Origin of the sequence: Kitasatospora sp. NPDC087315 (assembly GCF_044744345.1) — a bacterium.
In the GTDB taxonomy this organism is placed as follows: domain Bacteria; phylum Actinomycetota; class Actinomycetes; order Streptomycetales; family Streptomycetaceae; genus Kitasatospora.
The window spans coordinates 268,447-294,452 of sequence record NZ_JBIUYD010000008.1 but is presented as its reverse complement, the minus strand read 5'-3'; the positions used below and the strand labels follow the sequence as shown (position 1 = coordinate 294,452).

19 protein-coding genes and 1 riboswitch are annotated in these 26,006 nt (G+C 71.1%); of the genes, 7 read left to right on the top strand and 12 right to left on the bottom strand.

Annotated features, from left to right (window positions below):
* Positions 1 to 583: 583 nt before the first annotated feature.
* The 6 genes from ACIO5D_RS14405 to ACIO5D_RS14380 form a co-directional block, all read right to left on the bottom strand.
* The gene (locus tag ACIO5D_RS14405) at positions 584 to 1,642 is read right to left on the bottom strand and encodes an SIS domain-containing protein (protein WP_400795278.1); all 1,059 of its coding nucleotides are present in this window, start codon (positions 1,640 to 1,642) and stop codon (positions 584 to 586) included.
* A gap of 191 nt (positions 1,643 to 1,833) precedes the next feature.
* A complete protein-coding gene (locus tag ACIO5D_RS14400; protein ID WP_363604698.1) occupies positions 1,834 to 3,132 on the bottom strand; it encodes an extracellular solute-binding protein in 1,299 nt (432 codons plus the stop codon).
* Positions 3,133 to 3,565: 433 nt separating this feature from the next.
* The gene (locus ACIO5D_RS14395) at positions 3,566 to 5,119 is read right to left on the bottom strand and encodes a glycoside hydrolase family 3 protein (protein WP_363604697.1); all 1,554 of its coding nucleotides are present in this window, start codon (positions 5,117 to 5,119) and stop codon (positions 3,566 to 3,568) included.
* 6 nt (positions 5,120 to 5,125) lie between these two features.
* Positions 5,126 to 5,953, bottom strand: a complete 828-nt coding sequence (locus ACIO5D_RS14390) for a carbohydrate ABC transporter permease (RefSeq protein WP_400795276.1) — start codon at positions 5,951 to 5,953, stop codon at positions 5,126 to 5,128.
* On the bottom strand, positions 5,950 to 6,978 hold the full coding sequence (locus ACIO5D_RS14385; RefSeq protein ID WP_363604695.1) for a sugar ABC transporter permease: 1,029 nt from the start codon (positions 6,976 to 6,978) through the stop codon (positions 5,950 to 5,952). The genes ACIO5D_RS14390 and ACIO5D_RS14385 overlap by 4 nt, the downstream gene beginning before the upstream one ends.
* A gap of 89 nt (positions 6,979 to 7,067) precedes the next feature.
* Entirely contained in the window at positions 7,068 to 8,360 is a 1,293-nt protein-coding gene (locus ACIO5D_RS14380; protein WP_363604694.1) for an extracellular solute-binding protein, read from the bottom strand.
* Between the two features lie 336 nt (positions 8,361 to 8,696).
* Here ACIO5D_RS14380 and ACIO5D_RS14375 point away from each other — a divergent pair, with 336 nt between their 5' ends.
* The 4 genes from ACIO5D_RS14375 to ACIO5D_RS14360 all read left to right on the top strand — a co-directional run bounded on the left by ACIO5D_RS14375 (position 8,697) and on the right by ACIO5D_RS14360 (position 12,685).
* Complete coding sequence (locus ACIO5D_RS14375; protein ID WP_363604693.1) at positions 8,697 to 9,488, top strand: GntR family transcriptional regulator; 792 nt, start codon at positions 8,697 to 8,699, stop codon at positions 9,486 to 9,488.
* 311 nt (positions 9,489 to 9,799) lie between these two features.
* Positions 9,800 to 10,096 carry a DUF3311 domain-containing protein gene (locus ACIO5D_RS14370; RefSeq protein WP_400795274.1) on the top strand — a complete coding sequence of 99 codons (297 nt, stop codon included), beginning with the start codon at positions 9,800 to 9,802 and terminating at the stop codon, positions 10,094 to 10,096.
* Complete coding sequence (gene mctP / locus ACIO5D_RS14365) at positions 10,093 to 11,706, top strand: monocarboxylate uptake permease MctP (protein WP_363604690.1); 1,614 nt, start codon at positions 10,093 to 10,095, stop codon at positions 11,704 to 11,706. The genes ACIO5D_RS14370 and mctP overlap by 4 nt, the downstream gene beginning before the upstream one ends.
* Positions 11,707 to 11,860: 154 nt before the next feature.
* Complete coding sequence (locus tag ACIO5D_RS14360; protein ID WP_363604689.1) at positions 11,861 to 12,685, top strand: histidine phosphatase family protein; 825 nt, start codon at positions 11,861 to 11,863, stop codon at positions 12,683 to 12,685.
* A 7-nt stretch (positions 12,686 to 12,692) separates the two neighbouring features.
* Here the strand turns inward: ACIO5D_RS14360 and ACIO5D_RS14355 are convergent, their stop codons facing one another.
* A complete protein-coding gene (locus ACIO5D_RS14355; protein WP_363604688.1) occupies positions 12,693 to 13,649 on the bottom strand; it encodes a helix-turn-helix domain-containing protein in 957 nt (318 codons plus the stop codon).
* 434 nt (positions 13,650 to 14,083) lie between these two features.
* Between ACIO5D_RS14355 and ACIO5D_RS14350 the strand changes: the two genes are divergently transcribed.
* Positions 14,084 to 14,578, top strand: a complete 495-nt coding sequence (locus tag ACIO5D_RS14350) for a GNAT family N-acetyltransferase (RefSeq protein WP_363604686.1) — start codon at positions 14,084 to 14,086, stop codon at positions 14,576 to 14,578.
* Positions 14,579 to 14,596: 18 nt separating this feature from the next.
* Here ACIO5D_RS14350 and ACIO5D_RS14345 read toward each other — a convergent pair whose 3' ends face one another.
* From ACIO5D_RS14345 to ACIO5D_RS14325, 5 genes are all read right to left on the bottom strand, one after another.
* Entirely contained in the window at positions 14,597 to 16,147 is a 1,551-nt protein-coding gene (locus tag ACIO5D_RS14345; RefSeq protein WP_400795272.1) for a glycosyltransferase family 39 protein, read from the bottom strand.
* Positions 16,148 to 16,299: 152 nt separating this feature from the next.
* Complete coding sequence (locus ACIO5D_RS14340; RefSeq protein ID WP_400795270.1) at positions 16,300 to 18,087, bottom strand: ArnT family glycosyltransferase; 1,788 nt, start codon at positions 18,085 to 18,087, stop codon at positions 16,300 to 16,302.
* On the bottom strand, positions 18,087 to 19,172 hold the full coding sequence (locus ACIO5D_RS14335; RefSeq protein ID WP_400795268.1) for a glycoside hydrolase family 26 protein: 1,086 nt from the start codon (positions 19,170 to 19,172) through the stop codon (positions 18,087 to 18,089). The genes ACIO5D_RS14340 and ACIO5D_RS14335 overlap by 1 nt, the downstream gene beginning before the upstream one ends.
* Entirely contained in the window at positions 19,169 to 20,689 is a 1,521-nt protein-coding gene (locus ACIO5D_RS14330; protein WP_400795266.1) for a glycosyltransferase family 2 protein, read from the bottom strand. Before ACIO5D_RS14330 ends, ACIO5D_RS14335 begins: the two co-directional genes overlap by 4 nt.
* A 237-nt stretch (positions 20,690 to 20,926) precedes the next feature.
* Complete coding sequence (locus ACIO5D_RS14325) at positions 20,927 to 21,733, bottom strand: hypothetical protein (RefSeq protein ID WP_400795264.1); 807 nt, start codon at positions 21,731 to 21,733, stop codon at positions 20,927 to 20,929.
* 480 nt (positions 21,734 to 22,213) lie between these two features.
* A riboswitch (cobalamin riboswitch) is annotated at positions 22,214 to 22,345 on the top strand.
* Positions 22,346 to 22,532: 187 nt separating this feature from the next.
* Between ACIO5D_RS14325 and ACIO5D_RS14320 the strand changes: the two genes are divergently transcribed.
* Together ACIO5D_RS14320 and ACIO5D_RS14315 are read left to right on the top strand one after the other, a co-directional pair.
* Positions 22,533 to 24,938 (top strand): ribonucleoside-diphosphate reductase subunit alpha, encoded by a 2,406-nt coding sequence (locus ACIO5D_RS14320; RefSeq protein WP_363604899.1) that lies wholly within the window; start codon positions 22,533 to 22,535, stop codon positions 24,936 to 24,938.
* The gene (locus ACIO5D_RS14315; RefSeq protein ID WP_363604680.1) at positions 24,938 to 25,954 is read left to right on the top strand and encodes a ribonucleotide-diphosphate reductase subunit beta; all 1,017 of its coding nucleotides are present in this window, start codon (positions 24,938 to 24,940) and stop codon (positions 25,952 to 25,954) included. Before ACIO5D_RS14320 ends, ACIO5D_RS14315 begins: the two co-directional genes overlap by 1 nt.
* The last annotated feature ends 52 nt before the right edge of the window (positions 25,955 to 26,006 follow it).

Genomic DNA, 26,006 nt, shown 5'->3' with positions numbered 1-26,006 from the left:
TAGCTCCAGCCCGGGCGGGTGGGCGCGCCAGCACCGGGCGACGGGCCGGCGGCGGGCGGGGACCGGCCCGCCGGAGGAGTTGTCCAGACCAATTTTCGGCGAGGCCTGGACAAGCCAGATTGGTCTAGTCCACAATGAAAGGGCACCAAGGAGAGGCCCACCGCGCAACTGCCCTGACCGCGCGAGGCCGCTCCTCGGTCGGACGCCGCCGAGCGAGGACCCCGCACAGTTCTCGATCGTCACCGGCGCCCGACGACAGCTCCGGGCTGCGGTGCCGCATGGGTTGAGGGTCCCGTGTCGGCGCCGTGGCCCGTAGTGCTTCTCGCCTCCGGCGGGGAGCTGCGCGGCGGGACCACCCGACGACAGCTCCGGCTGCGGTGCCATGGGCCCCTCCTTCCCGCTGGCGGGCAAGGAGGGAGGGTTGAGGGTCCCGTGTCGGCGCCGTGGCCCGTAGTGCTTTCCGGTGGTGCTCCCGCGGGTCCGCCCGCTCCTTCGAACCATGTTCCGCCGCTCAGAGCCGAACCCCCGTCCACAGCCTGTGGACGGGGGTTCGGCGTCTTCCGGCGCGGGCGCCGGCCCGGCGTCAGTGGGTCTCGGTGACCTTGGCCAGGGCGCGCGGGGCGTCCGGGTCCTGGCCGCGGGCGATGGTGACCTCGTAGGCCAGCTGCTGGAGCGGCAGGATCTCCAGGATCGTCTGGACCTCCTCGGGCACACCGGCCGGCAGCGCGAAGCCCGCCGAGGCGGCGTCCACCTGCGACTGCTGGCCGATGACCACCAGGTCCGCACCGCGGCCGCGCAGGCGGTCCAGCACCGGCTGCAGGGCCTCGCCGCCCTTGCCGTCCGGAACGATCGCGATGACCGGGGAGACGTTGTCGACCATGGCCAGCGGGCCGTGCAGCAGGTCGGCGCCGGAGAACGGGGAGGCCGGGATGTAGGTGGTCTCCATCAGCTTCAGCGCCGCCTCACGGGCGGTCGGGTAGCCGTAGCCGCGCGAGGTGATGACCAGGCGCTGGGCGAAGCGGTAGCGCTCGGCCAGGGCCTTCACCTCGGGCTGGCGGGCCAGGATGCCGGCGGCCAGGGCCGGCAGCTCCTTGGCGGCCGCGCCGTCGCCACCGCGCAGGCCCTCCACCAGCAGGTAGAGCGCCAGCAGCTCGGCGGTGTAGGTCTTGGTGGCGGGCAGGGCCTTCTCCGGGCCGGCCAGCACGTCGATGTGGAACTCGGAGACCTCGGCCAGCGGCGAGTCGGCGTTGTTGGTGACCGCCAGGGTGATGGCACCGGCCTCGCGGGCCGCCTTGGTGGAGGCCACCAGGTCCGGCGAACCGCCGGACTGGCTGACGGTGATGACCAGCACGTCGGTGAGGTCCGGCTTGGCGCCGTACGCGGTGGTGGTCGACATCGAGGTCAGACCGGCCGGCTTGCCGAGCAGGATCTCGATCAGGTACTTGGCGTAGAGCGCCGCGTTGTCGGACGTGCCGCGCGCGGTGAGCAGGACGAAGCGCGGGTTGCGGGCGGAGATCTGGGCCGCGATCTCGCGGATCTTCGGGGCGCCCTCGTCGAGGATGCGCTGGAGGACGGCCGGCTGCTCGGCCATCTCCGCCGCCATGATCCGGCCGGGGACGGAAACAGTCTGCGTGTCGGACATCTGGATGTGCCTCCGATGAGATGGTTCGACCCCACCCGGACGGGGATGCCCGGTGGGGACCTCTACGGCGGCGAGTCCGCACACTCGCTGCGGTGATTCCTGTGGCAATCCTACGGGGGCCACCCCCGTGGAGCACATTCGAGAGCCCCTCCCGCCCGCGCGGCAGGGGCCCCCGGACGTACGACCGCCGGTCAGGACGGCTTGTTGATCAGCTGGTCGATCGCGGCGTCGGCCTCCTTGGTGGCCTGGTCCACCGACTTGCCCTTGATGATCGCGTTCAGCATCTCCGGCAGGATCTTCTGCTTCTCGACCGCGCCCCAGCCCGGGGCCAGCGGGGTGAACCAGGCGTCCGGCACCGCGTTGGCCGCGGCGGCGGTGGCCGGCTTGCTCTTCAGCTGGTTCAGCTGGGTCAGGTTGTTCGGCAGGATGTCCTTGTCCGCCAGCGCCTGCTCCGACTTGGTGCTGGTGAACATCCGGATCCAGTCGGTGGCCAGCTCGGCCGACGGCGACTTGGCGGTGACGGCGAGGTCCGAGCCGCCGATGAAGGTCGGCAGCGGCTTGCCGTCCGGGCCCGGCATGGTCGCCACCTTGACCGCGTCCTTGAGGCTCGGGTCGCCGGTGACCGGCGCGGTCACGCTGGCCGCCTCGTAGCCGTTGCCGTAGAAGGACGCGGCGTGCCCGCGGGCCATCGACTCGAACTGGTTCTGCTCGTTCACCGACAGGTCGCCCTTGTTGTACTTGCGCACCAGGTCGACGAAGTGGCTGATGCCCTGCTGGGACTTGGCGTCGTGCAGGGTGCCGTGCCAGTTGCCGGAGCTGTCGAACTTGGCGATGGTGCCGCCGTACGCGGAGACGTAGCTCATCGCGGCGTACCAGTACTGGCCGGGGAGGTAGAGCGGGGAGAAGGTCCGGTCGGCCTTGTTCTTGTCCGCGATCTTGTCCAGCGCCGCCCGCAGCTCGTCCTCGGTCTTGGGGAAGTCCGCGCTGCCGGTCGCCGACTGGAAGGCGGCGGAGTTGTAGATGGCGACCCGGGCGCCCGCGTAGTACGGCACGCACCAGAGCTTGTCCTGGTACGTACAGGTGTTGGCCAGCGCCTTGATCCAGCTGTCCGAGTTGTCGAACGTGGTCCGGTCGACCGGGGCCAGCGCGCCGGAGAGGACGTACTTCATGGTCTCGGTGTTGCCGAGCTCCACCACGTCGGGGGCGTTGCCGGCCGCCAGCGCGGCGTCCAGCTTGCCGACCTTGTCGGCCCAGCCCTGGTACGAGAGCTTCAGCGTGACGTTCGGGTACTTGGCCGCGAACTCGTCGTTGACCCGCTGCACGAGGTCCGGCCAGTTCTTCTGGGCATCGTCCATCAGCCAGACGGTGACCGTGCCGGTGGCGGCCTTCGGGTCCGCCGAGGCGCCGTCCTTGGTGTCCCCTGACGACGACCCCCCAGACGAACAGGCCGTCAGCCCGGCCGCCAGTGCGAGGGTCCCGAATGTCGCCATGAGCTGACGCGTCTTCACGCCATCCTCCGAGGGTGCTAGTGCCTGTTGCCCGCCGGCAGCGTGATGGCGCCCGCCGGGAGAGACCGGGGTGGGGCGGCGAAGAGCTTCGGGTGGGGCTGATACCACATCCGGTGAGGTTGAAGTTCGAACCGGATGGAGTGGAGCCTGGCCTAGACCACAAGCGGTGTCAACGCCAAATGGCCAGACCGCAAAGGACGTTGCAGAGCTGTTGTACCGCGTGGCGATCAGTTGTCGCCGTGTCACCCTAAGTAGAACTTAAGGCTGGCTTAAGGCAGATTTGAGGGAACACCGACAGGGGGCGACTTCGCAGGTCAACGCGGGGTTAACGAAACGGGCCCGCCATGCGACATGCGCATGACGGGCCCGCTCGAAAAGGTCTGCCGGCACTCTGGGTGACCGGCCCGACCAGGACTCAGCCGATCGCTCCCGACTGTCCGGTGAGCACCTCGACGGCCGCCAGACCACAGACCCGGGCGGCACCGTGGGTGGCGATGTACAGCGCGCCGACCGGCTCGGACTGCGGCAGGCCCATCTCGACCACCGCGGCGTCCGGCCGGGCCGCCACCAGACGGGACAGCGCGGCGGACATCCACGCGTACCGGTGGGCGTCCCGGACCGCCAGCACCAGCCGGCGGCCCTCGGCCTCCGCCACCAGCTCGGCGGCCAGCGCGTCCAGCTGCTCCGGGGCGGCGTCCGCCGGGCCGACCTCACGGGTCCGGGTGCCGGGGAAGCGGTCGGTCAGCATGTCGGCCACGCCCCACGGGGTCACGGCGCCGACGGCGATGTTGGGCTCGTCGGAGAACGAGACCACATACGGGCGCTCGGTCACCGGCAGGGCCTCCTGGCCCGGCGCCCGGACGACCCGCAGCGCCCGGCGGGCGGCCCGCAGACCGACCGCCAGGTCGGGCTCCAGCCGCTCGCCCTGGGCCTGGATCCGGCCCCAGCTGCCGAGCGCGCGCACCCGGGAGGCCGCGTCCGCCAGCCGCTCCTCGGAGAGCCGGCCGGCCCGCACGCCCGCCACGATGGCGTCGCGCAGCATCAGCACGGTCTCCTCGTCGGCCAGACCGCCGCCGACGCAGATCGCGTCCGCGCCGGCCGCCAGGGCCAGCACGGTGCCCTCACCCATGCCGAAGGTGTCGGCGATGGCGCCCATCTCGATCGCGTCGCTGACGATCAGGCCCTGGTAGCCCAGGCCGCCGTCGGCCGGGGCGGCGCGCAGCAGGTCGCGCAGCACGGCGGGGCTGAGCGTGGCCGGCAGCGCCGGGTCCAGCGCCGGGATCATGATGTGGGCCGTCATCACGGCCTTGGTCCCGGCGGCGATCGCGGCCTGGAACGGGATCAGGTCGCGGCTGCGCAGCACGTCCAGGTCGACGTCGATCACGGGCAGGCCGTGGTGCGAGTCGACCGCGGTGTCGCCGTGCCCGGGGAAGTGCTTGGAGCAGGCGGCGACGCCGGCCGACTGCAGGCCCTCGACCCAGGCGGCGGTGTGCCGGGCGCAGAGCTCGGGGTCGGCGCCGAAGGAGCGGACGCCGATCACCGGGTTGCGCGGGTTGGAGTTGACGTCCGCGGTGGGCGCCCAGTTGTAGTTGACGCCGGCCGCGGCCAGCGCCCGGCCCAGCTCACGGGCGACGTCCCGGGTCAGCGCCGGGTCGTCGATCACGCCGAGGGCGAGGTTGCCCGGCCAGGACGAACCGGAGCCCGCCTCCAGGCGGGTGACGTCGCCGCTCTCCTCGTCGATCGCGATCAGGAGGTCCGGGTTCTCCTCGCGCAGCGCCTTGGTGAGCGCGGAGAGCTGCTGGAGGTCGACGACGTTGCGGTCGAACAGCGCGACCGAGCCGAGGCCGGCCGCCAGGTGGCGGCGGATCCACTCCGGCGGTTCGGTGCCGACGAAGCCGGGCTGGAGAACCGTCAGCGCGTCGCGGTGCAGCTGGTCGCTGCCCGGCAGGGTGGGGACAAGGATGCTCACGTCGCGTCAGCCCTTCACTGCACCGTCGGTCAAGCCGCCGACGGCCTTGCGCTGGAGGAATACGAAGAGGATCAGCACCGGGAGGGCGAACAGCGTCGAGGCCGCCATGGTCGCGCCCCAGTCGGTGCCGAAGTTGGTCTGGAACGAGGAGAGCCAGAGCGGCAGGGTCTGCCCGTCGGTCTTGTTGAGGATCAGGACCAGGGGGAACTCGTTCCACGCGGTGATGAAGCCGAACAGCGAGGTCGACATCAGGCCCGGGGCCAGCAGCGGGAAGATCACCTTCATGAAGGCCTGGGTGCGGGTGCAGCCGTCCACCATCGCGGACTCCTCCAGCTCCTTCGGGACGGCGGCGATGAAGCTGCGCAGCGTCCAGATGGTGAAGGGCAGGACCATCATCATGTAGAAGGCGGTCAGCGGGATGAGGCTGTTCAGCATCTCGTTGTCACGGGAGATCAGGTAGACCGCGATGGTCATGACCTCCCACGGCGCCATCTGCGCCGCCATCACGACCAGGACGAAGGTCTTGCGGCCGCGGAACTTCATCCGGGCGATGGCGAAGGACGCCAGGGTGGCGATCACCAGCGAGATCAGCACCGCGACGACCGTGACGGTGAAGCTGTTGGTGACGTACTCCCAGAACTTGGGCGCGTTGACCGCCGTCTTGAAGTGGTCGAGGGTCGCGTCCAGCGGCAGGAAGACAGGCGTCCGGCTGACGATGTCCTTCTGCTGCTTGAAGGCCGTGATGACCATCCAGTAGACGGGGAAGATGAAGAAGACGAAGAGGACGACCGCGATCACGTTCGGCCAGGTACGTCCGATGAGCGAGCGCCTCACAGCTCGTCCTCCTGCTTGAGAATGATGCGGAAGTAGTACGCCATCAGGACACCCAGCATCAGGATGGTGAGCACCGCGATCGCGGCACCGGTGCCGTAGTGCTGGGCGCCGGTGCCTTCCAGGAAGGCGTGGACGGGCAGGGTCCGGGTGGACGAGTCGGGGCCGCCCGCCTTGATGGCGTAGACCTGGGTGAAGGCCTTGAAGACCCAGATGACCTCAAGGAAGGTCGTGGCCAGGAAGAACGGCTTCAGGCTGGGGAAGATCACCGAGGTGAAGATCTTGCCGGCGCCGGCGCCGTCCATCCGGGCGGCCTCGTAGAGCTCCTTCGGGATGGTGGTCAGACCTGCGTACATGTTGAACGCCACGAAGGGGATCGAGCCCCAGACGATCAGCAGGATGATCACGAAGAAGGTGGAGTACTGGGTGCCGGTCCAGTTGTAGTCGGCCATCGAGTGCCAGCCCAGCCGGTCCAGGAACCAGTTGACGACACCGAACCGGATGTCGAACAGCCAGGTGTAGACCGTGGTCGCGGCGACCACCGGCATGGCCCAGGCGAGGAGCAGGCCGATCGAGAGCAGCAGCCGCATCTTCTTGCCGAGCCGGTTGAGCAGCAGGCCGACCAGCGAGCCGCCGACCATGATCAGCAGAACGTTGATCAGGGTGAAGGCGACCGTCCGGCCGGTGACCGCCCAGAACTCGGCGTTGGTCAGCTGCTCGGTGTAGTTCTCGAAGCCGTTCCACTCGGTCAGGTGCTGGACCAGCTGGCGCGCGTTCAGGTTCTGGAACGACACCAGGACGGTCTTCAGCAGGGGCCAGCCCAGCAGGCCCAGGGTGACCACGGTGGCCGGCAACAGCAGCAGGTACGGCGCGAGCCGCGTGCCCAGGCCCGGGCCGCCCGCCGATCTGGTGCTCTTCTTCGGGGTGCCCTTGACGCCGCCGCCGGCGGCGCTCGTCTCAATACTGGCCACAGCAGCCTTCCCTGTGTCCGGGGACTGTGTCTGCACCCGCTCCGAATGCACAGCCATCGTTCTCTCTTCCTGACAACCTGACCACGACGGACAGGCGCCGCCCACCGGCTCCCCGCCGGGAGCCGGTGAGCGACGCCGCTCGACTACTACTGCTTGGCGTTCAGACGCTTGGCGATCTCGTCGTCGGCCTTCTTGGCGGCGGCGGCGTAGTCACCGGTCAGGGCGCCGGTCAGGAACTCCTTGATCGGGTTCGGGTTGTTCTCGACGCTCGCCCAGTTCGGCGTGGTCGGGGTGATCCCACCGGAGGAGGCGGCGACCTTGGCGGCGGCGGCGAAGTCGCCGACCACCTTGTCGTCCAGCGACTTCTTGTTCGGGATGTTGCCCGAGGCCGCGACGGTGCCCTCGTTCTTGTCGTTCAGGGCGATCTTCAGGAAGTCCTTCGCCATGTCGCTGTTCTTGCTCGCCTGGGCGATGGCCAGGTTCGAGCCGCCGAGGAACACGCCGGAGGCCTTGTCGGCCGTCTTGCCCGGGAGCGGGAAGAAGCCGATCTTCTCCTTCGGCATCTCCTTCTCGGTCGGGACCTCCCAGCCGAGACCGATGATCGCGCCGATGTCGCCCTTGGCGAAGACGTCCTTCTGCTGCGGCTTGGCCTCGTCACCGTCCTTGGGGCCGGTGACCGAGTAGCTCTGCAGCTTCTTGTAGGTCTCGAAGGCCTTCTGCGCCTCGGGGGACGACAGGCCGCCGGCCCACTTGTCGCCGTCCTTCTTCGCCAGCTTGCCGCCCTCGCTGGTGAGGAGGCCGAAGTAGGTGTACCACTCCTGGCCCGGCATGTAGATCGGGTCGGTGACGCCGGCCGTCGCCTTCAGCTTCTCCAGGTCGGTGTAGAACTCGTCCAGGGTCTTCGGGGTGTCGGTCAGGCCGGCCTTCGCCCACAGGTCCTTGTTGTAGGCGACGACACGGTTGGTGACGAACCACGGGGCGGCGTACTGCTTGCCGTCCAGGATCGCGGACTCGCTCTGGTTGGCGTTCCAGTCGGCGCCGCCCAGGGCGTCCTTGTCCTTGGTGATGTCCAGGAGACCACCGGTGGCGGCGTAGCCCGCGGTCTGGGTGTTGCCGACCTCGAGCACGTCGACGGAGCCCTCGGAGAGCGCGGCGGTGACCTTGGGGCCAATGCCGGTCCACTCCTGGATCTGGTACTCGACCTTGGAGCCCGGGTAGGTGGTCTCGAACTCGGTCTTCACGGCCTCGTCCCAGCCCTTGGGGGCCGAGCCGGACATCAGCCACACCTTGAGCGTCTTGCCACTGTAGTTCTTGCCGCCGGCCGCAGCGGAAGAGGAGCCGCTGTTGCCGCCCTCCTCCTTCTTGCCGTCCGAGCTGCAGGCCGCCAGGCCGACAACCATAGCTGCGACGCCGACTGCCGCGATGAGCTGACGCTTCACGCCATCCTCCTGAGGGATGCCTGAGTTACCCCCGTCGGGTGGCAGCGGCAAGCCCACGTAAAGCGGGAGGAAAGGTGCCGCGGACCCCAGCGAACGGGTGGGGGGATTCATAGTTACCGGCCTAGTGGTGTAGACCAGATGCCTGGAGCTTGGCCTAGACCAATGGGCCTGTCAACGGCTGTTGGACCAATCCGGACCACCCGTTATCAAGCCGACACCGCACATCGTTCATCGCGTGATGAGGTATTCGTTCCGTAGCCATACATGCAACGATGTGAGCCGTTAACGATATGGCTGCGCCGCCAAAGGCCGCGCGAGAAGCGGGAGACAGGTCCGATGAGCAGCGACGGGGGCAGCACGGCCCAGGTCAACGACCCCCAGGCGAAGAGCCTCCCGACGCTGGCCGGCACCGACCCGACCGCGCGGGTGCCGAAGTACTACGGACTCAAGCGCCATCTGCTCCAGCTCACCGAGACCCAGCCCGCCGGTACCCCCGTTCCGCCCGAACGGGCGCTGGCGGCGCAGTTCGACACCTCGCGCACCACCGTCCGGCAGGCGCTCCAGGAGCTGGTGGTCGAGGGCCGGCTGGAGCGCATCCAGGGCAAGGGCACCTTCGTCGCCAAGCCCAAGGTGGCCCAGGCGCTCCAGCTCACCTCCTACACGGAGGACATGCGGGCCCAGGGCCTGGAGCCGACCTCCCGGCTGATCGAGATCGGCTACATCACCGCCGACGACCGGCTGGCCCCGCTGCTGGACATCAAGCCCGGCGGCCGGGTGCTGCGGATCGAACGGCTGCGGCTGGCCAACGGCGACCCGATGGCCATCGAGGTCGCCCACCTGTCCGCCAAGCGCTTCCCCGCCCTGCGCCGCAACCTGGCCAAGCACAACTCCCTGTACACGGCCCTGCGCGAGGTGTACGGGGTCACCGTGGCCGAGGCCGAGGAGACCATCGAGACCACCCTGGCCACCCCGCGCGAGGCCGGGCTGCTCGGCTCCGACCTCGGCCTGCCGATGCTCCAGCTCTCCCGGCACTCCTTCGACGCGGAAGGGGACCCGGTGGAGTGGGTCCGCTCGATCTACCGCGGCGACCGGTACAAGTTCATCACCCGGCTCAAGCGGCCGGAGTAACCGCGGCACTCCCCCTTCCTGCTCCCGGGCACCGGCGCACACGGCGTGCGTACCGGTGCCCGTTGCGTCGGCCCGGCAGGAAGCACGACAGGAAGCACGGCGGGAGGCCCGAGGTGTGTGGCCGGGGCGCGGGGCTCGTCCGGATGGCGTGAAATTCCGCCATTTCCATGACACGGGTCACACCATGCCCTAGATTGCGCAGCCGTACTGACTGCCGATCACCAGTGGTGCTGCTCGGCGGGCTCGTGGGGGTGTGCGACCCTCCGGGCTGCGGCGCCGACGGGGTGAGCCCTCCGAAGCGGAGCCGAACCATGTCGTCAGACCTCGATGCCACCGAACCTGTCATGCCCGAGCCACCCGAACCCGTCCCGGCGGTGACCCCGGAGCGGGTGCTGGCCGGACTCGCCCTGCTCGTACCGATCGTCGCGATGCTCTGGGTGTCCTCGTACGACAAGACCGACCCCGCGGTCGGCGGGGTGCCCTTCTTCTACTGGTACCAGCTGCTCTGGGTGCCCGTCTCGGCCGTCTTCACCGTGGCCGCCTATCTGCTGGTCGACCGGGACGAGAAGGCCAGGAAGGCCGCCCGGAAGGCGGGTGACGCGCGATGAACGGCGTCAACGTACCCGCCCTGACCGTCTTCGTCCTCTTCTTCGTCCTGGTCACCGTGATGGGCTTCCTCGCCTCGCGCTGGCGCCGGGCCGACAACGCCCTGCACCTGGACGAGTGGGGCCTGGGCGGCCGCAGCTTCGGCACCTGGGTCACCTGGTTCCTGCTCGGCGGCGACCTCTACACCGCGTACACCTTCGTCGCCGTCCCGGCCGCGGTGTACGCGACCGGCGCGGCGGGCTTCTTCGCGGTGCCCTACACGATCGTCGCCTACCCGCTGGTCTTCCTCTTCCTGCCCCGGCTCTGGTCGGTCTCCCGGGTGCACGGCTACGTCACCCCGGCGGACTTCGTGCGCGGGCGGTACGGCTCCCGGCCGCTCTCCCTGGTGGTCGCGCTGACCGGCATCCTCGCCACCATGCCGTACATCGCCCTGCAACTGGTCGGCATCCAGGCGGTGCTGGACGTCCTGGGCGTCGGCGGCGGCGAGAACGCCAACTGGTTCGTCAAGGACCTGCCGCTGTTCCTCGCCTTCGGTGTGCTGGCCGCGTACACCTACTCCTCCGGACTGCGGGCGCCGGCGCTGATCGCCTTCGTCAAGGACACCCTGATCTACCTCGTGATCATCGTCGCGGTGATCTACATCCCGCTGCGGCTCGGCGGCTACGGGCACATCTTCGACGCGGCGGGCGAGAAGTTCGCCGCCTCCGGGTCGGCCGGCTCGCTGACGGTGCCCGGGAACAAGCAGTGGACGTACGCCACGCTGGCGCTCGGCTCGGCGATGGCGCTGTTCATGTACCCGCACTCGGTGACCGGCGTGCTCGCCTCCAGGTCCCGCAACACCGTGCGCCGCAACATGGCGATCATGCCCGCGTACTCGCTGATGCTGGGCCTGCTGGCACTGCTGGGCTTCATGGCGATCGCGGCCGGCGTCGGCAAGGGCGTCAAGGGCTACAACGCCCAGCTCTCCGTACCGCAGCTGTTCGAGGACATGTTCCCGGACTGGTTCACCGGCGTCGCCTTCGCGGCGATCGGCATCGGCGCGCTGGTGCCGGCCGCCATCATGTCGATCGCGGCGGCCAACCTGTTCACCCGCAACGTCTACAAGGAGTACCTGAGGCCCGCCGCCACCCCCGCCGACGAGACCAGGGTCGCCAAGACCGCCTCGCTGCTGGTGAAGGTCGGCGCGCTGGTCTTCGTGCTCACCATGGACAAGCAGGCGGCGATCAACCTCCAGCTGCTCGGCGGCCTGTGGATCCTGCAGACCTTCGTGTCGATCGTCGGCGGCCTGTTCACCCGCTGGTTCCACCACTGGGCGCTGTTCGCCGGCTGGGCGGCCGGCATGGTCTACGGCACCTGGCAGGCCTACGGCATCGCCGGCCCGGCCGCCAAGCACTTCGGCGGCAACGCGGCCGGGATCCCGGGCATCGGCGAGCTGGGCTACATCGGCCTGACCGCCTTCGTGCTCAACCTGCTGGTCTCGGTGGTGCTCACGCTGGCGCTGCGGGCGCTCAAGGCGCCCGAGGGCCCCGACGAGACCCACCCGGCCGACTACGGCGCCGAAACCGGCGACGAAGAGCTGAAGAAGGCGCCGGAGCCCGTGGCAGCGCACTGATACGCCCCACGCGCGCCCTGTGATCGCGCCGTCTTCTCCGTGAACACTGGAGAAGGCGGCGCGATCATATGTATGAACGGCCGTGCAGACCGGGCACCACCAGACCGGACCGGCGACCGGCCGGCAACTGATCGACCCACGGGGAGCAGCGGCGATGGCAGAACTCGGCACCACCCTCAACGGTCAGCACCAGTCCACCTACCCTCCCGGTACACCGCACGGTGTCCACGGCACCTACCCCGCCCACGGCGCACCGGGCACCGCACCGGCCGCGGTCACCCGGCTGCCGTCCGTGCTGATCGCCACCCGGCACGGCGAGTCCACCGCCAACGTGGAGTTCCAGCTGGCCGAGGCGGTGGGCGCGTTGAGCGTGCCGATCAGCTGCCGGGACGCGGACATCCCGCTCTCGATGCAGGGCCAGCAGCAGGCCCAGGCGCTCGGCCGCTGGTGGGCCGGGCTGCCCAGCGCCGACCGCCCGCGCAGCGTCTGGTGTTCCCCGTACGTGCGCACCGCCGAGACCGCCCGGATCGCGCTCGCCCAGGCCGCCGGGCTCGGCGCGGTGCCGGTCTCGCTCGCCGTCCGCTACGACGAGCGGCTGCGCGACCGCGAGCTGGGCGTGCTGGAGATGCTGCCCAAGACGGCGATCGAGACCACGTACCCGGCGGAGGCGGCCAGACGCCGCAAGATGGGCGAGCTGTACTACCGCCCGCCCGGCGGCGAGTCCTGGGCGGACGTGGCGCTGCGGATGCGCAGTCTGCTGCGCGACCTGTGCGAGGAGGAGGCCGGACGGCCGGTCCTGGTGGTCGCGCACGACTGCCCGGTGCTGATGCTCCGCTTCGCGCTGGACCGGCTGACGGAGGCGCAGTTGACCGCGCTGGAGCCGGTGCGCAACTGCTCCACCAGCCTCTGGCGCGCCGAGGGCGGACGGCTGCGGCCGGCGCACTGGAACGACACCGGGCACCTGGGCGGTGAGGGGTGACGGCCGGTCAGCGTCCGACCGGTTCGGCGAAACAGCGGCGGTAGGCCAGCGGGGTCGTCCCCAGCCGGCGCCCGAAGTGGTGCCGCAGGGTGGCCGCGTTGCCGAAGCCGCAGCGGGCCGCGATCGCGTCGACCGGCTCGGCGGTGGACTCCAGCAGCCGCTGGGCGAGCAGCAGCCGCTGCCCGACCAGCCAGCGGTGCGGGGTGGTCCCGGTCTCCTGCTGGAAGCGACGGGCGAAGGTGCGCGGCGACATGTGCGCCCGGGCGGCCAGCTGCTCCACGGTGGACTCCTGGTCCAGGTGGTGGCGCATCCAGTCGAGCAGCGGGGCCAGCGAGTCGCCGTCGCCCCCGGGCAGCGGCCGGGACACGAACTGCGCCTGCCCGCCCTCCCGGTGCGGCGCCACCACCATCCGGCGGGCGATCCCCCGGGCCACCTCGGCGCCCTGGAGCCGGCGGACCAGGTGCAGGCAGGCGTCGATGCCGGCCGCCGTCCCGGCCGAGGTGATCACCGGGTCGTCGTCCACGTAGAGCACGTCCGGCTCGACCCGGGTACGCGGGAAGCGCCGGGCCAGCTCCTCGGTGTGCCGCCAGTGCGTGGTGGAGCGGCGGCCGTCCAGCAGCCCGGCGGCGCCGAGCACGAAGGCGCCGCTGCAGATGGAGAGCGTCCGGGCGCCGCCCTCGACGGCCGCCCGGACGGCGTCCACCAGCGGCTCCGGGTACCGCGGCCGCACCCCGGTCGCGGTGACGATCACCAGGTCGGCCCCGGCGAGGCGCTCCGGACCGTGCGGCACGTCGACCGAGAAGCCGGCGTGCGTGCGGTGCGGACCGGGGCGGGCGCCCGCGATGGCGAAGTCGTACGCCGGCAGACCGTCGTCGCTGCGGTCCAGGCCGAAGACCTCGCAGGCCACCCCGAGCTCGAACGGGTGCAGCTCCTCCAGCACCACGGCGACCACGTTCTTCAGCATGCCGCCCAGAATGCCCCCGCGAGGGGGCCGCGGGGAAGGGCCTGGGTGGCAGGATTTCGACGGGATGGGGCGTTCCTGCCACTCGCGGCCACCTGGGGACGCGGCGAGAGTGGAGCCATGGACTCCGACACGCTCGCGAGCGCCCTCGCCCTGGTCGGTGCCGTCGGCGGGTTCGGCCTGCTCGGCACCCTGATCGGGCGGGACCTCACCCGCAACGGCACCGGCCGCGACAACTGGCACCGCCCCGGCGGCTACCCCGCCGACCCGGCAGGGCCCGACCGGCTGTACGGCACCATGCCGGCCGCCTCCCTGCGCCCCTCCGCCGACCCCGCCACCGGTCCCGCCACCGACCTCTCCCCCGGCGCCGCCGGCCTCCCCGGCGGCCCGCCGACCCCGCACCGCTCCGCTCCGGCGGGCTCCGGCACACTGGCCGGATGGACATCGTCATCCGCCCGGCCCGCGAAGAGGACCTCGAAGACGCCGGCCGCATCACCGTCGAGGCCTTCGTCGGCGACGGCTACACCTCGCCCGAAAGCCGGTACGTCGACCTCCTGCGCGACACCGCCCGTCGGGCCCGGGAGGCCGAGCTCCTCGTCGCGGTCGACGCGGCCGAGGGACGGGTCCTCGGCTCCGTGACCTTCGCGGTCGGCGGCACCGAGTGGGCCGACATAGCCGCCCCGCACGAGGGCGAGATCCGGATGCTCGCGACCGCCGCCGCGGCCCGCGGCCGGGGCGTCGGCGAGAGCCTGGTCCGGGCCGCCATCGCCCGCAGCCGCGAGCTGGGCCTGGCCGGCATGGCCTTCTCCACCCGCCCCGAGATGAAGGCCGCCCACCGGATCTACGAACGCGTCGGCTTCCACCGCACCCCGGGCCGCGACTGGTCCCCGTACCCGGGCATGGACCTGATGGTGTACAGCCTGGCGTTCTGAGCGGCCCCGGGACGCTCCTCAGCCCCTGGCGCGCTCCAGCAGCAGCACCCGCAGGTTGGGCACGTCCGCGGTCCGGACCGTCCGGAACTGTTTGAGCTCCTTCGCCACCTTGTCCGACACGGCGCCGTACGGCCGCTGGTCCGTGCCGGCCACGAGCAGCCAGACCCGCTGCACGCCGGCCAGACAGCGGGCCGGCTCCTCGCACTCCAGCGCGCCGAAGCTGCCGGTCTGCTGCGCGGTCCTCCGGACCAGGGTGTCCTCGGGCGCGGGCCGGTCGCGCAGTTCGTACGCCAGCGCCCGGCGCAACGAGCTGCCGGGCTCGTACACCACGCCGTCCCCGGGACGCAGCCCCTCGCTGATCACGCGCGCCGCGGCCCGGGCGTCCATCTCGCCGCCCAGGTCGTCCCTGACCGCGGCCTGGGCCGGCCAGGCGAGCACCGCCGCCAGGGCGAAGGCCACCACCGTCGGGGCCGGCCCCACCACCCAGCGCGGTGGCGTCCGGGAGGCGGTGAGCTGGGCGACCAGCCCGGGCAGCCGGCCGATCGCGGCCGCCGTGAGCAGTGCCCAGGCGGGGACGGTGAAGAGCAGATAGCGGGCCAGGAAGAGGTGCAGCCAGTGTGCGGTGGCCACGGTGGCCAGCACGGGCAGCACCGCCCAGCAGATCAGCGGCCCGACCTGCTGGCGCAGCACCAGCTGACTCACCCCGCCGAGCACGCCGAGCAGCAGCAGGGTCCAGCCGAGCGGGGACGATCCGGCCAGGTCCTTGACGAGTCCGCCGAGGTCGCTCCAGTCCCGCCCGTTCCAGGCGATCTGCCCGCTCTGCCCGGCCCCGAGCAGCAGCAGCGGGCTCAGCAGCAGGACGGCGCCGGCGGCGGCCACCGCCCACCGTCCGAACAGCACCCAGCGCGCCGCGCCGGCCTCCGGGGTGCGGCGGAACTCCCGGGCGACCAGCAGCAGATGGCCGGGCAGCACCATGAGTGTCACCAGATGGGTCAGGCCCATGGCCAGCACGGTCATGGCGTAGCCGGTCCAGGCGAGCGCCAGAGCACGCCGCATGGGCTCGGCCGGACCCCGGCCCTGGATGATCCGGGTGAGCAGCAGGGTGCTGCCGGAGGCCGCCAGGACGGCGAAGGCGTACGGCCGGACGTCCTGGCCGTACCAGGTGATGCTGGGGCAGACCGCGAACAGCAGCCCCGCGAGGAGGCCGAGGCGGGGGGAGAGCAGCCGTCGCCCGAGCAGCGCCACAGAGCCGGCGGCGGCGGCCATCGCCAGCGCCGAGGGAATGCGCAGGGCGGCCTCGGACTGGCCGAAGACCGCGGCCCACAGGTGCAGCAGCACGTAGTAGGGGGCCAGCACGAGGTCCATGTTGGAGGTGAGGGCGCCCAGGTCGGACCAGGACAGGGTGGCCGCCCACCAGGAGGCGTGCTCGTCCCGCCAGAGCTGGCGCTGCTGGATGCCGTAGAGGCAGAGCGCCAGGGTGAGCAGCGCCGGTGGCAGGCCGACGGCGAGCGCGGACCGCCACGGCGGTGCCGGCTCCCCCGGGTCAGGCCCGACGGGGGCAGGGGCCACGGGGGCAGGGGCCGCGGCCGCGGCCGGGGCCGGTGGGAAGGGCGGCGCCGACGGGTGGGGCGGGTGGGGCGGGTGGGGCGGGAGCGGCGGGTGGCCCGGGGCCGGCGGCCAGGCCTCCGGCGAACCCGCCACGCTGGTCGAAGTGGTCATCGCTACTGTTTGACCCAGATCCGGTAGTAGCCGGTTCCACCGACGTGGGTGAAGGGAACGCGCCCCAGCAGCCGGTAGTACGGGCTCTGGGCGATGGCGTCCGCCACCACCCGGTCGGTGTCCGGGGTGGCCACACCGTCCAGCACGATCAGGTCGAACCAGCCGTCCGCGATGGCCGTGCGGTAACCGTCGTCGCCGGAGTGCAGCCGGCCGGCCTTGTCGACGTATCCGATCCCGTAGGTGGAGGTCCACTGGCTCTGCAGGGTCAGGTCGCGCGTGTAGTAGACCGGGACGTTGTCGGCCGAGGCCAGGTAGCGGCCGGTGCTGTCGACGTGCTGGCGCACCACCTCCGTCATCCGGGTCGAGTCGGGCCAGGTCTCGAACCGCCAGGTCGACTGGGTCAGACCCAGGGCCAGTGTCACCACCCACAGCAGGATGCCCAGTTGCGGGTGCCGGAAGTGCGGTCCGACCAGCCGGGCGAGGCCGATGCCGGCCATCGGGGCAGCGAACAGCAGGCCGAACCCGAGGTGCTTGTAGAGCGCCACCGAGGTGTTGAGGTGCATCTGGTAGGCGGGCGCGAGCAGCGCGGTGCCGGTCAGCAGCAGGCCCAGCAGGACGCGCCGGCGCCGGCCGGGCCCGGTCATCGTCCGGACCAGCGGGGACTCGTTCATCCGGCCGCGGAGCGCGTACGCGATCGCGCCCCCGGCCGCGGTGACGAACATCAGCCCGCCGAACTCCACCGACTGGCGGGCGAGTTCGCTCCACGGCTCGGTTCCGTGGGCCCGCTGGGTCGTGGTGGCCTGGACGCCCTTGAGGACGTCGGTGAAGGCCATCCCCAGCCAGAGCAGCCCACCCGCGGCAAGCGCCAGCAGCACTCCGCGCAGCAGCGGTTGGCGGGCCCTGTTCCGCCGGCCCGTCAGCACGGCCAGCAGCACCAGGCTGGGCAGGTAGAGCGCCGAGGCGTACTTCAGTCCGACCGCCAGCACCGCGACCGGCGCGGCCGCCAGCACGACGGCGGCGGGCGCCCGGTCGCTGCGGACGACGATCCAGATCGCCAGCGCGAGCAGCAGCACCGCCGGAGCGTCGTAGGTGGCGAAGAAACCGAGGACGACGGTGGACTGCGTCACCGCGAACATCGCCGCCGCACCGAGGGCCACCCGCTCGTTGAACAGCCGCCGGCTGAAGCCGTAGAGCAGCGAGGTGGCGCCCAGCATGCAGAGCAGGCTGAACACCCTTACGCCGACCATGCCGACGTGGTTCTCGATCACCGCGGCGACGATCGGGTAGAGCATCGGCGAGCCGGAGAAGTAGGTGTTGTAGTCCTTCGGCATCGGGGTGTCGTACAGCAGGTGCGACAGCTGCGCGTGCCCCGCGTACATGTACAGCGCCTCGTCCTGGAAGGCGGTGTTCGAGAGCCGGACCGACATCGCGGTCTGGATCAGCAGGATGCCCAGCAGCAGCGCGCGGCTGACCCAGGAGCGACGGCGGCCGGGGTCGAGCGTCCAGCTGGCCTCGGGCACCGGCGGGAGCGTGTAGCCCGGGCCCTCGGCGTCGCGCTCCTCGCTCCCGTCACCGTCCTCGTGGCCGCCGTCCCCGTCGTCGCCGTGGCCGTCGTCCGCGTGGCCGTCGTCCGCGGTGCGCTGGGGCGGCAGCGGACGGGCGCTCTCGAACCAGGAGCCGCCGGCGTCGGGCGGTCGGGGCCGGGACTCGTCGCCGGGCAGGCCCTCGTCGGCCTCCGGCGTCGGGCCGGAGTCCCGGCGGCGGGTGCGGTGGGGCGGGGAGGAGGTCATCAGGGACTCTTCACATCGAAGCCGTAGCGGCCGTCGGAGACCGCCTGCTTGAAGGCGTTGAGGGACTGCGGGTCGCTCTCGATCCGCCAGTCGGTCTCCTTGTTGAGGTTGAACCAGATGAAGCCCAGGCAGTCGGGGCGCTTCATCACGTTGGCGGCGAGGTTGTAGATGTCGGCCGGCTTGCGCGAGCCGGGCTCGGAGCCGGTCTCGGCGATGATCCACGGCTTGTTGGTGAAGGTGCGCACCTGGGTGAGGGTGGGCGCGTAGAGGGTGTCGAAGGTGCCCGCTTCGAGGTGCGTGTAGTACGCGACGATGCCCACCCAGTCGACGTAGGTGTCGCCGGGGTAGTACGGCTTGAGCGCCACGGTGGGCACCGGGTTGATGCTGTTCGGGCTCCACACCCAGATCACCTGGCCGGCCCCGAGCTGGGTGAAGACGTCGTGCAGGTGCTGGTAGGCGGCGACGAAGTCGGCCGCGGTGGTGGTCTTGGTGCCCCAGTCGTACCAGGTGCCGTTGAACTCGTGGGCGAAGCTGATCGCCACCGGGACGTTGGTGTTGCGGATGGCGGCCGCGTACCGCTTGACGTAGTCGTCGTGCTTGCCGGCCGCGATGTCCGCCAGCGGCGTCTTGTACGGCTCCCAGGCGATGAACGGCAGCGCGCCGGCCTCCCAGGCGTTGCGCACGCCCTTGACGTCGTACTCGTCGCCCCAGCCGGAGTAGTACTCGACGATGTTCGGCCGCTTGCCGGCCCTGGTCGCGAAGTCGTCCACCCCGGCCATCGACTGCGGCGCCCCGTCGGAGGCCACCCCGAGGTACTTCTTCGCCGGCTTGAGCAGCGGGCGGACGTCGTAGGGCAGCCCGGCGGCGGGCGACGCGGTCGGTGTCCGTCCGGGAGCCGTGGAGCCGGCGGTGGCCTCGGCCGGGCCGGCGGCGGCCGCGGTGGTGGCGGCCGGGGCCGGGCCGAGCGGCTTCTCGCCGAGCAGGTCGCAGGCCGCCAGCGGGAGCACCAGCAGGGCGGCCGCGAGGACCCGGACCAGAGCGGCGCCGGTCCGGCGGCCCGGACCGGCGGTGGTACGGAAGGTCATGCCGTTACGTCCTGGGATCGGGGCTGAATGAGGATCCGGCCGACGGTCACCGCGTAGAACAGACCCGAGGAGAGCACCAGGGCGAAGTCGAGCGGGTACAGGGTGAACATCCGGTAGACCGCCGCGACCACCCAGACCAGCGCGGAGCCCGCGCCCCAGACGATGACGCCCACCCAGAAGCGGCGCTGGCGGTTCTTCTTGGCGCCGTTGGAGCCGGTCGGCTGCCAGCCGAGCTGACGGCCGCGCAGCAGGTCCCAGATGGCGAAGAAGTGCGCCCAGCCGTACATCATCCGGCCCGCCCAGGCCTCCAGGCGGTACGGCGCCCGGTGCCAGAGCGGGAAGATCACGGTGGCGTACACCAGGCTCGGGATGACCAGTGTGAGGTGTTCGACCTCCAGCAGGTCCGGCCGCCAGAGCAGCAGCATGATCGGCAGCATCGGCAGCGCAAAGGTCAGCAGCGCGGTATGGATGTAGTACAGGAATCCGGACACGTAGCAGAGCCGGGTGGTGAAGTCGAGCTTGGTGCGCCAGAACTTACGGCTGGTCAGCAGCGACATCGAACCCATGCACCAGCGGTACTGCTGGTTCTGGAAGGCGCCCGCGGTATCCGGGCAGACCCCGGTGGAGAGCGCCACCGGGATGTACTGCAGGTCCCAGCCGAGGGCCCGCAGGTCGAAGCCGGTGTGGACGTCCTCGGAGTGGGCGATCAGCGTGGTGCCGCCGTTGTCGTCCAGCGCCGCCCGCCGGTAGACCGCGCAGCTGCCGACGCAGATCGCGCCGTCGTTGCGCTGCCGGGCGACCTGGACCGAGCGGTAGAAGAGCTCCTGAATCGCGCCGGCCCCGCGCTCGATCCAGTTCTGCGAGTCGAGCACCCGGAAGAACTGGGGCGACTGCACGATGCCCAGGCTCGGGTTCCGCTCCAGATAGGGCAGGACCTCGTGCAGCAGGTCGTGGCGGGGAGCGAAGTCGGCGTCGAGGATCAGGATGTACCGGCCGTCCGAACGCCCGAAGCCGTAGTGCAGGTTGCCGGCCTTCTTGAACCAGCCGCGGTTCTCCCGGACGCCGTAGCGGAAGCCGAAGTCGGCGGCCATCGCCTCGACCTCGGGGCTCGCCGCATCGTCCATGACGAACGGCATGACCAGGCCCGGGTAGTGCTCGGCCAGCTTCCGGACGTAGGTCCAGGTGTTGTGCAGCACCTCGATCGGCTCGCCGCAGACCGGCAGGAAGACGTCCACCGCCGGGTACTCGTCGGGCTTCCACTGCCGGACCAGCCGGCGGTGCTCCTTGAGGTCGAAGTTGGGGGTGAAGCTGTTCACCCGGAGCGACACCAGGTAGTAGACGACCGTGAAGAACAGGAACGGCACACAGAGCCAGAACCAGGACCCGACGGAGTACAACTCGGTCTGGCTGACGACCAGACAGCCGAAGCTGACCACCGAACAGAGCGTCAGCAGCCACTGATGCCTGATGGTGTAGCCGTACTTCTCCTGCGAAGTGGGCGGAGCCGGCAGCAGCATCGACGGAACGGACTCCCGCTCCCCCGCGCTCCGCCGTCTTCCCCCCGCCTTGCGCCGTCTGCTGGTAGCACTGACGGCAGCGCTCACCGCGCGGCACCTCCTGCTCGCCGATTCCCCGTCGGGGCCGCCAGGGCCGGCCCTCCGCCGCCCCGGGGCGGCATCCTACCCGACACCTCAAGTCCGTTCGCACGACGACTACCGGCCTCCAACGAGCCGTTCCCGGCCCGGGCCTGGCGGTCAGCCGGCGTGTTCGGCCCGACCCAGCAGGACCTGCTTGGTGCGGTCCGCCAGCGAGGTCGCGGCCGCAGTCGCGACCTGGTCGCTCTGGTCCGGGACCTGCTTGAGCGAGCCCGCCACCGTGAAGTAGCCGAACCGACCGATGGCGGCGTGCGTCTCGGTACAGCCGGACTTGTCGGTCACACAGAACGTGTTGACGCCGGTGCCGGACAGACCCTGGATCAGACCCGCGTGGCGGCCGAACGCACGGTCCGCACCCGCCTTGTTGTCGAAGACCGCGACGCCGACGGTCACCGCGCTGTCGCCGTTGACGTACGTCGCCCGGACCAGCGAGCGGCAGGTGTCGTCACCGAGCGCGAGGCCGAGGCCGCCGGTGGTCGCCTTGGAGCACGGCGCCGTCGCACCGGTCACCATGCGGGTCCACACCTTGCCGTCGACGGTCCGGGTCTGGTCCGGGAACAGCGTCGCGGCGTCGACCGGCAGCCTGTCCGTGTCGGCGTCGGAGATGACCGCGAGCGCCCGCTCGGTGGGTATGCCGGTGGGGGACGCACTGGCGGTGGGGCCGCCACCGCCGCGATCGCCCTTGTCACCGTGGCCGTTGATCCACACCCCGGCCGCGACCACACCGCCGACCAGGACCGCGGCCACCGCGGCCGCGCCGATCCACAGCCGCTTGCGCTTGCGGGACTCGTTCTCGTGCCGGGTGGCCATCGCGTTCCAGTCCGGCTCGGCGACGGCCGGCTGGGCGCTCTGCGGCCACTGCTGGTACGGCGCCGGGCCGACGGCGTTCTGCGGCTGCTGCGGCAACGGCTGGGGCTGGGGCTGGGGCTGGGGCTGGGGCGGCGGGTAGGCCGCCGGGCCGGACGGCCCGTACGGCGGCACGCCCGGCTGCGCGTACGGCGTGGCGGGAGGCCCGAAGCCGCCGGGCGGAGGAGGGACCGACCCGCCGGCTTGCGGCGGCCGGGGTGCGGTCGGGCCCGGCTGCACCGGCCCGGTCGACTGCTGGCCCTGCTGCGACACCTGTCCCGATGCCCCGGGCTGCGATCCCTGCCCCGGTTGTCCGGGCTGCTGTCCGGGCTGACGCGTCCACTCCGCCGGTACGCCCGTTCCCTCGCTCATGTGCCGAGATCGTAGGGCATCGCCCTGACCGCGAGCCCGGACGGTAATCAATCCGTTCCCAAATCCCACCGCCCCCGAACGGCTCCCGGCCATCGCGCCCGTACCACTGGTCACCGGCCCGACACGCGGTGCTGCACAACATGTGGTGTCGCATCGGGCGGACACCACTAGATGTATGCTCACTCCTGCTGTCGACGCAGGGGAACCCGGTGCGAGTCCGGGACTGCCCCGCAGCGGTGTGCGGGCCTCTGGAAGCAGGGCCCGCGAGTCCGAGTACCTGCCGGCGGCGTGCCACCGGCCTCCCCGCAGAGGCCCCGAAGCACTGCACCACGTCCGGGCCTCGCGGGCGGGCCGGGGATGACACTGTCGCGCGACGCCACCGGGCGTTCGCGCCGTGCTCCCCTGCCCCGAACGGTCCGGCACCCCGATGCACCGACGCCGATCGCCGCCAGGAGAGAGCGCCTTGACCACCGCTGCCTCAGCCACCCTGCCCGCCCAGGGTTCCAGCTTCGCCCCCGTCGACCCGACGGTCTCCGACCCCGGCGGTGCGCTGCTCCGGCTGCTGACCGACCGCAGCGCCGATCTCCCCCAGGTGGACCCCGGCCATGTCGCCGCCGCCGCGCTGCGCGGCCGCCACGCCGGCTCGGACTTCGCCGAGCTGCGCGGGCTGGCCGTGGACGCCGCCGCGTCGATGATCGCCGAGGACCCGCAGTACTCGAAGCTGGCCGCGCGCCTGCTCGCGCTGGAGATCGTCGACGAGGCGGTCAGCCAGGGCTCGGTCTCCTTCTCCGCCTCGGTCGCGGTCGGCCACGCCGAGGGCCTGATCGGCGACACCACCGCCGCCTTCGTCGCCAAGCACGCCGCGACCCTGGACGCGCTCGTCGACCCGCGGGGCGACGACCGCTTCGAGTACTTCGGCCTGCGCACCGTGCAGTCCCGCTACCTGCTGCGCCACCCGATCACCCGCAAGGTGGTCGAGACCCCGCAGCACTTCCTGCTCCGCGTCGCCAGCGGCCTGGCGGTCGGCGACAACGAGCAGTCGGTGCGCGAGGTGGCCGAGCTGTACGGCCTGATGAGCCGGCTGGAGTACCTGACCTCCTCCCCGACCCTGTTCAACTCCGGCACCCGGCACCCGCAGATGTCGAGCTGCTACCTGCTCGACTCCCCGCTGGACAACCTGGACTCGATCTACTCCCGGTACGCCCAGATCGCCCGTCTCTCCAAGCACGCCGGCGGCATCGGCCTGTCCTACTCGCGGATCCGCTCGCGCGGCAGCCTGATCCGCGGCACCAACGGCAAGTCCAACGGCATCGTCCCGTTCCTGCGCACCCTCGACTCCTCGGTCGCCGCCGTCAACCAGGGCGGCCGCCGCAAGGGCGCGGCCTGCGTCTACCTGGAGACCTGGCACGCGGACATCGAGGAGTTCCTGGAGCTGCGCGACAACACCGGTGAGGAGGCGCGCCGCACGCACAACCTCAACCTGGCGCACTGGATCCCGGACGAGTTCATGCGCCGGGTCAACGCCAACGCCGACTGGTCGCTGTTCTCCCCCGCCGACGTGCCCGAGCTGGTCGACCTCTGGGGCGCCGAGTTCGACGAGGCGTACCTGAAGGCCGAGCAGTCCGGCAAGGCCGTCCGCACCATCCCCGCGCAGACCCTGTACGCCCGGATGATGCGCACCCTGGCGCAGACCGGCAACGGCTGGATGACCTTCAAGGACGCCTCCAACCGCGCCGCCAACCAGACCGCGCTGCCCGGCCGCACGGTGCACAGCTCCAACCTCTGCACCGAGATCCTGGAGGTCACGGACGACTCCGAGACCGCCGTCTGCAACCTCGGCTCGGTCAACCTCGGCGCCCACGTCGCCGCCGGCGCCACCGCCGACGACCTGCTGAACGCGCTGGACTGGGACCGCCTGGACGCCACCGTCCGCACCGCCGTCACCTTCCTCGACCGCGTGGTGGACATCAACTTCTACCCGACCCCCGAGGCCGGTGCCTCCAACTCCCGCTGGCGCCCGGTGGGCCTCGGCGTGATGGGCCTGCAGGACGTCTTCTTCCAGCTGCGGATCGACTTCGACTCCGCCGAGGCGAAGCGGCTCTCCACCCTCATCGCCGAGCGCATCATGCTCACCGCGTACGAGCGCTCCAGCGAGCTGGCCGAGCAGCTGGGCCGCCACGAGGCGTACGGCGAGACCCGGGCCGCCCGCGGCGAGCTGCACATCGACCACTTCCCGAGCGCCGCTCCGGAGTGGGCCGACCGCTGGGCCGCCCTGCGGACCAGGCTCGCCGAGACCGGCCTGCGCAACTCGCTGCTGCTGGCCATCGCGCCGACCGCGACCATCGCCTCGATCGCCGGCGTCTACGAGTGCATCGAGCCGCAGGTCTCCAACCTGTTCAAGCGCGAGACCCTCTCCGGCGAGTTCCTCCAGGTCAACCCGTACCTGGTGCGCGAGCTGAAGGAGCTCGGCGTCTGGGACCAGCAGACCCGGGACGCGCTGCGCGACGCCAACGGCTCCGTCCAGGACCTCAACTGGCTGCCCGCCGAGGTCCGCTCGCTCTACCGCACGGCCTGGGAGCTGCCCCAGCGCGCGCTGATCGACCTGGCCGCCGCCCGGATGCCGTACATCGACCAGAGCCAGTCGCTGAACCTCTTCATGGCCGCGCCCACCATCGGCAAGCTCAGCTCGATGTACGCGTACGCCTGGAAGGTCGGTCTGAAGACCACCTACTACCTGCGCTCGCGCCCGGCGACCCGGATCGCCCAGGCCGCCTCGGGCGCCGCCCGCGCCGCCGCCCCCGTCCCGGTGGCGTCCCCGACCCTCACGCCGGAGGAGGAGGCCGCCCTGGCCTGCTCCCTGGAGAACCCCGAGTCCTGCGAGGCCTGCCAGTAATGTCCGACGATCGCCAGAAGATGCTGCTCGACCCCGGCTTCGAGCTGACCCTGCGCCCGATGCGCTACCCGTCGTTCTACGACCGGTACCGCGACGCGATCAAGAACACCTGGACCGTCGAGGAGGTGGACCTGCACTCCGACGTCGCCGACCTGGCCAAGCTGAGCGAGGGCGAGCGCCACCTGATCGGCCGGCTGGTGGCGTTCTTCGCCACCGGTGACTCGATCGTCTCCAACAACGTGGTGCTGAGCCTCTACAAGCACATCAACTCGCCCGAGGCCCGGCTCTACCTGTCCCGGCAGCTGTTCGAGGAGGCCGTGCACGTCCAGTTCTATCTGACGCTGCTCGACACCTACCTGCCCGACCCCGAGGACCGCGCGGCGGCCTTCGACGCGGTGGAGAACATCCCCTCCATCCGCCAGAAGGCGCAGTTCTGCTTCAAGTACATGAACGCGGTCGACCACATCGACTCGCTGCAGACGAAGGAGGACAGGCGGGCGTTCCTGCTCAACCTGATCTGCTTCGCGGCGTGTGTGGAGGGGCTGTTCTTCTACGGCGCGTTCGCGTACGTGTACTGGTTCCGGTCGCGTGGTCTGCTGCACGGCCTGGCCACCGGTACGAACTGGGTGTTCCGCGACGAGTCCATGCACATGGACTTCGCGATGTCGGTCGTGGACACCGTTCGCGAGGAGGAGCCCGACCTCTTCGACGACGAGATGGCCAAGCAGGTGACGGAGATGCTGGAGGAGGCCGTCGAGGCCGAGCTCCAGTTCGCCCAGGACCTGTGCGGCGACGGCCTGGCCGGCATGAACACCGAGTCGATGCGGCAGTACCTGGAGGCCGTGGCGGACCAGCGCCTCGCGCGGCTCGGTCTGCCGATCCGGTACGGGTCGACCAACCCGTTCGGCTTCATGGAGCTCCAGAACGTGCAGGAGCTGACCAACTTCTTCGAGCGCCGGGTGTCGGCGTACCAGGTGGCGGTCGAGGGCTCGGTCGCCTTCGACGACGACTTCTAAAAGCAGAAGACGACCAGAGGTGCCCCGCACGGCCACAGCCCGTGCGGGGCAC

Excerpts from the sequence above, each read along its gene's own strand:
- ACIO5D_RS14405 (WP_400795278.1), bottom strand. The coding sequence starts at position 1,642 with ATGTCCGACACGCAGACTGTTTCCGTCCCCGGCCGGATCATGGCGGCG.
- ACIO5D_RS14400 (WP_363604698.1), bottom strand. The coding sequence starts at position 3,132 with ATGGCGACATTCGGGACCCTCGCACTGGCGGCCGGGCTGACGGCCTGT.
- ACIO5D_RS14385 (WP_363604695.1), bottom strand. The coding sequence starts at position 6,978 with ATGGCTGTGCATTCGGAGCGGGTGCAGACACAGTCCCCGGACACAGGG.
- ACIO5D_RS14375 (WP_363604693.1), top strand. The coding sequence starts at position 8,697 with ATGAGCAGCGACGGGGGCAGCACGGCCCAGGTCAACGACCCCCAGGCG.
- ACIO5D_RS14370 (WP_400795274.1), top strand. The coding sequence starts at position 9,800 with ATGTCGTCAGACCTCGATGCCACCGAACCTGTCATGCCCGAGCCACCC.
- mctP (WP_363604690.1), top strand. The coding sequence starts at position 10,093 with ATGAACGGCGTCAACGTACCCGCCCTGACCGTCTTCGTCCTCTTCTTC.
- ACIO5D_RS14360 (WP_363604689.1), top strand. The coding sequence starts at position 11,861 with ATGGCAGAACTCGGCACCACCCTCAACGGTCAGCACCAGTCCACCTAC.
- ACIO5D_RS14355 (WP_363604688.1), bottom strand. The coding sequence starts at position 13,649 with ATGCTGAAGAACGTGGTCGCCGTGGTGCTGGAGGAGCTGCACCCGTTC.
- ACIO5D_RS14350 (WP_363604686.1), top strand. The coding sequence starts at position 14,084 with ATGGACATCGTCATCCGCCCGGCCCGCGAAGAGGACCTCGAAGACGCC.
- ACIO5D_RS14340 (WP_400795270.1), bottom strand. The coding sequence starts at position 18,087 with ATGACCTCCTCCCCGCCCCACCGCACCCGCCGCCGGGACTCCGGCCCG.
- ACIO5D_RS14335 (WP_400795268.1), bottom strand. The coding sequence starts at position 19,172 with ATGACCTTCCGTACCACCGCCGGTCCGGGCCGCCGGACCGGCGCCGCT.
- ACIO5D_RS14330 (WP_400795266.1), bottom strand. The coding sequence starts at position 20,689 with ATGCTGCTGCCGGCTCCGCCCACTTCGCAGGAGAAGTACGGCTACACC.
- ACIO5D_RS14315 (WP_363604680.1), top strand. The coding sequence starts at position 24,938 with ATGTCCGACGATCGCCAGAAGATGCTGCTCGACCCCGGCTTCGAGCTG.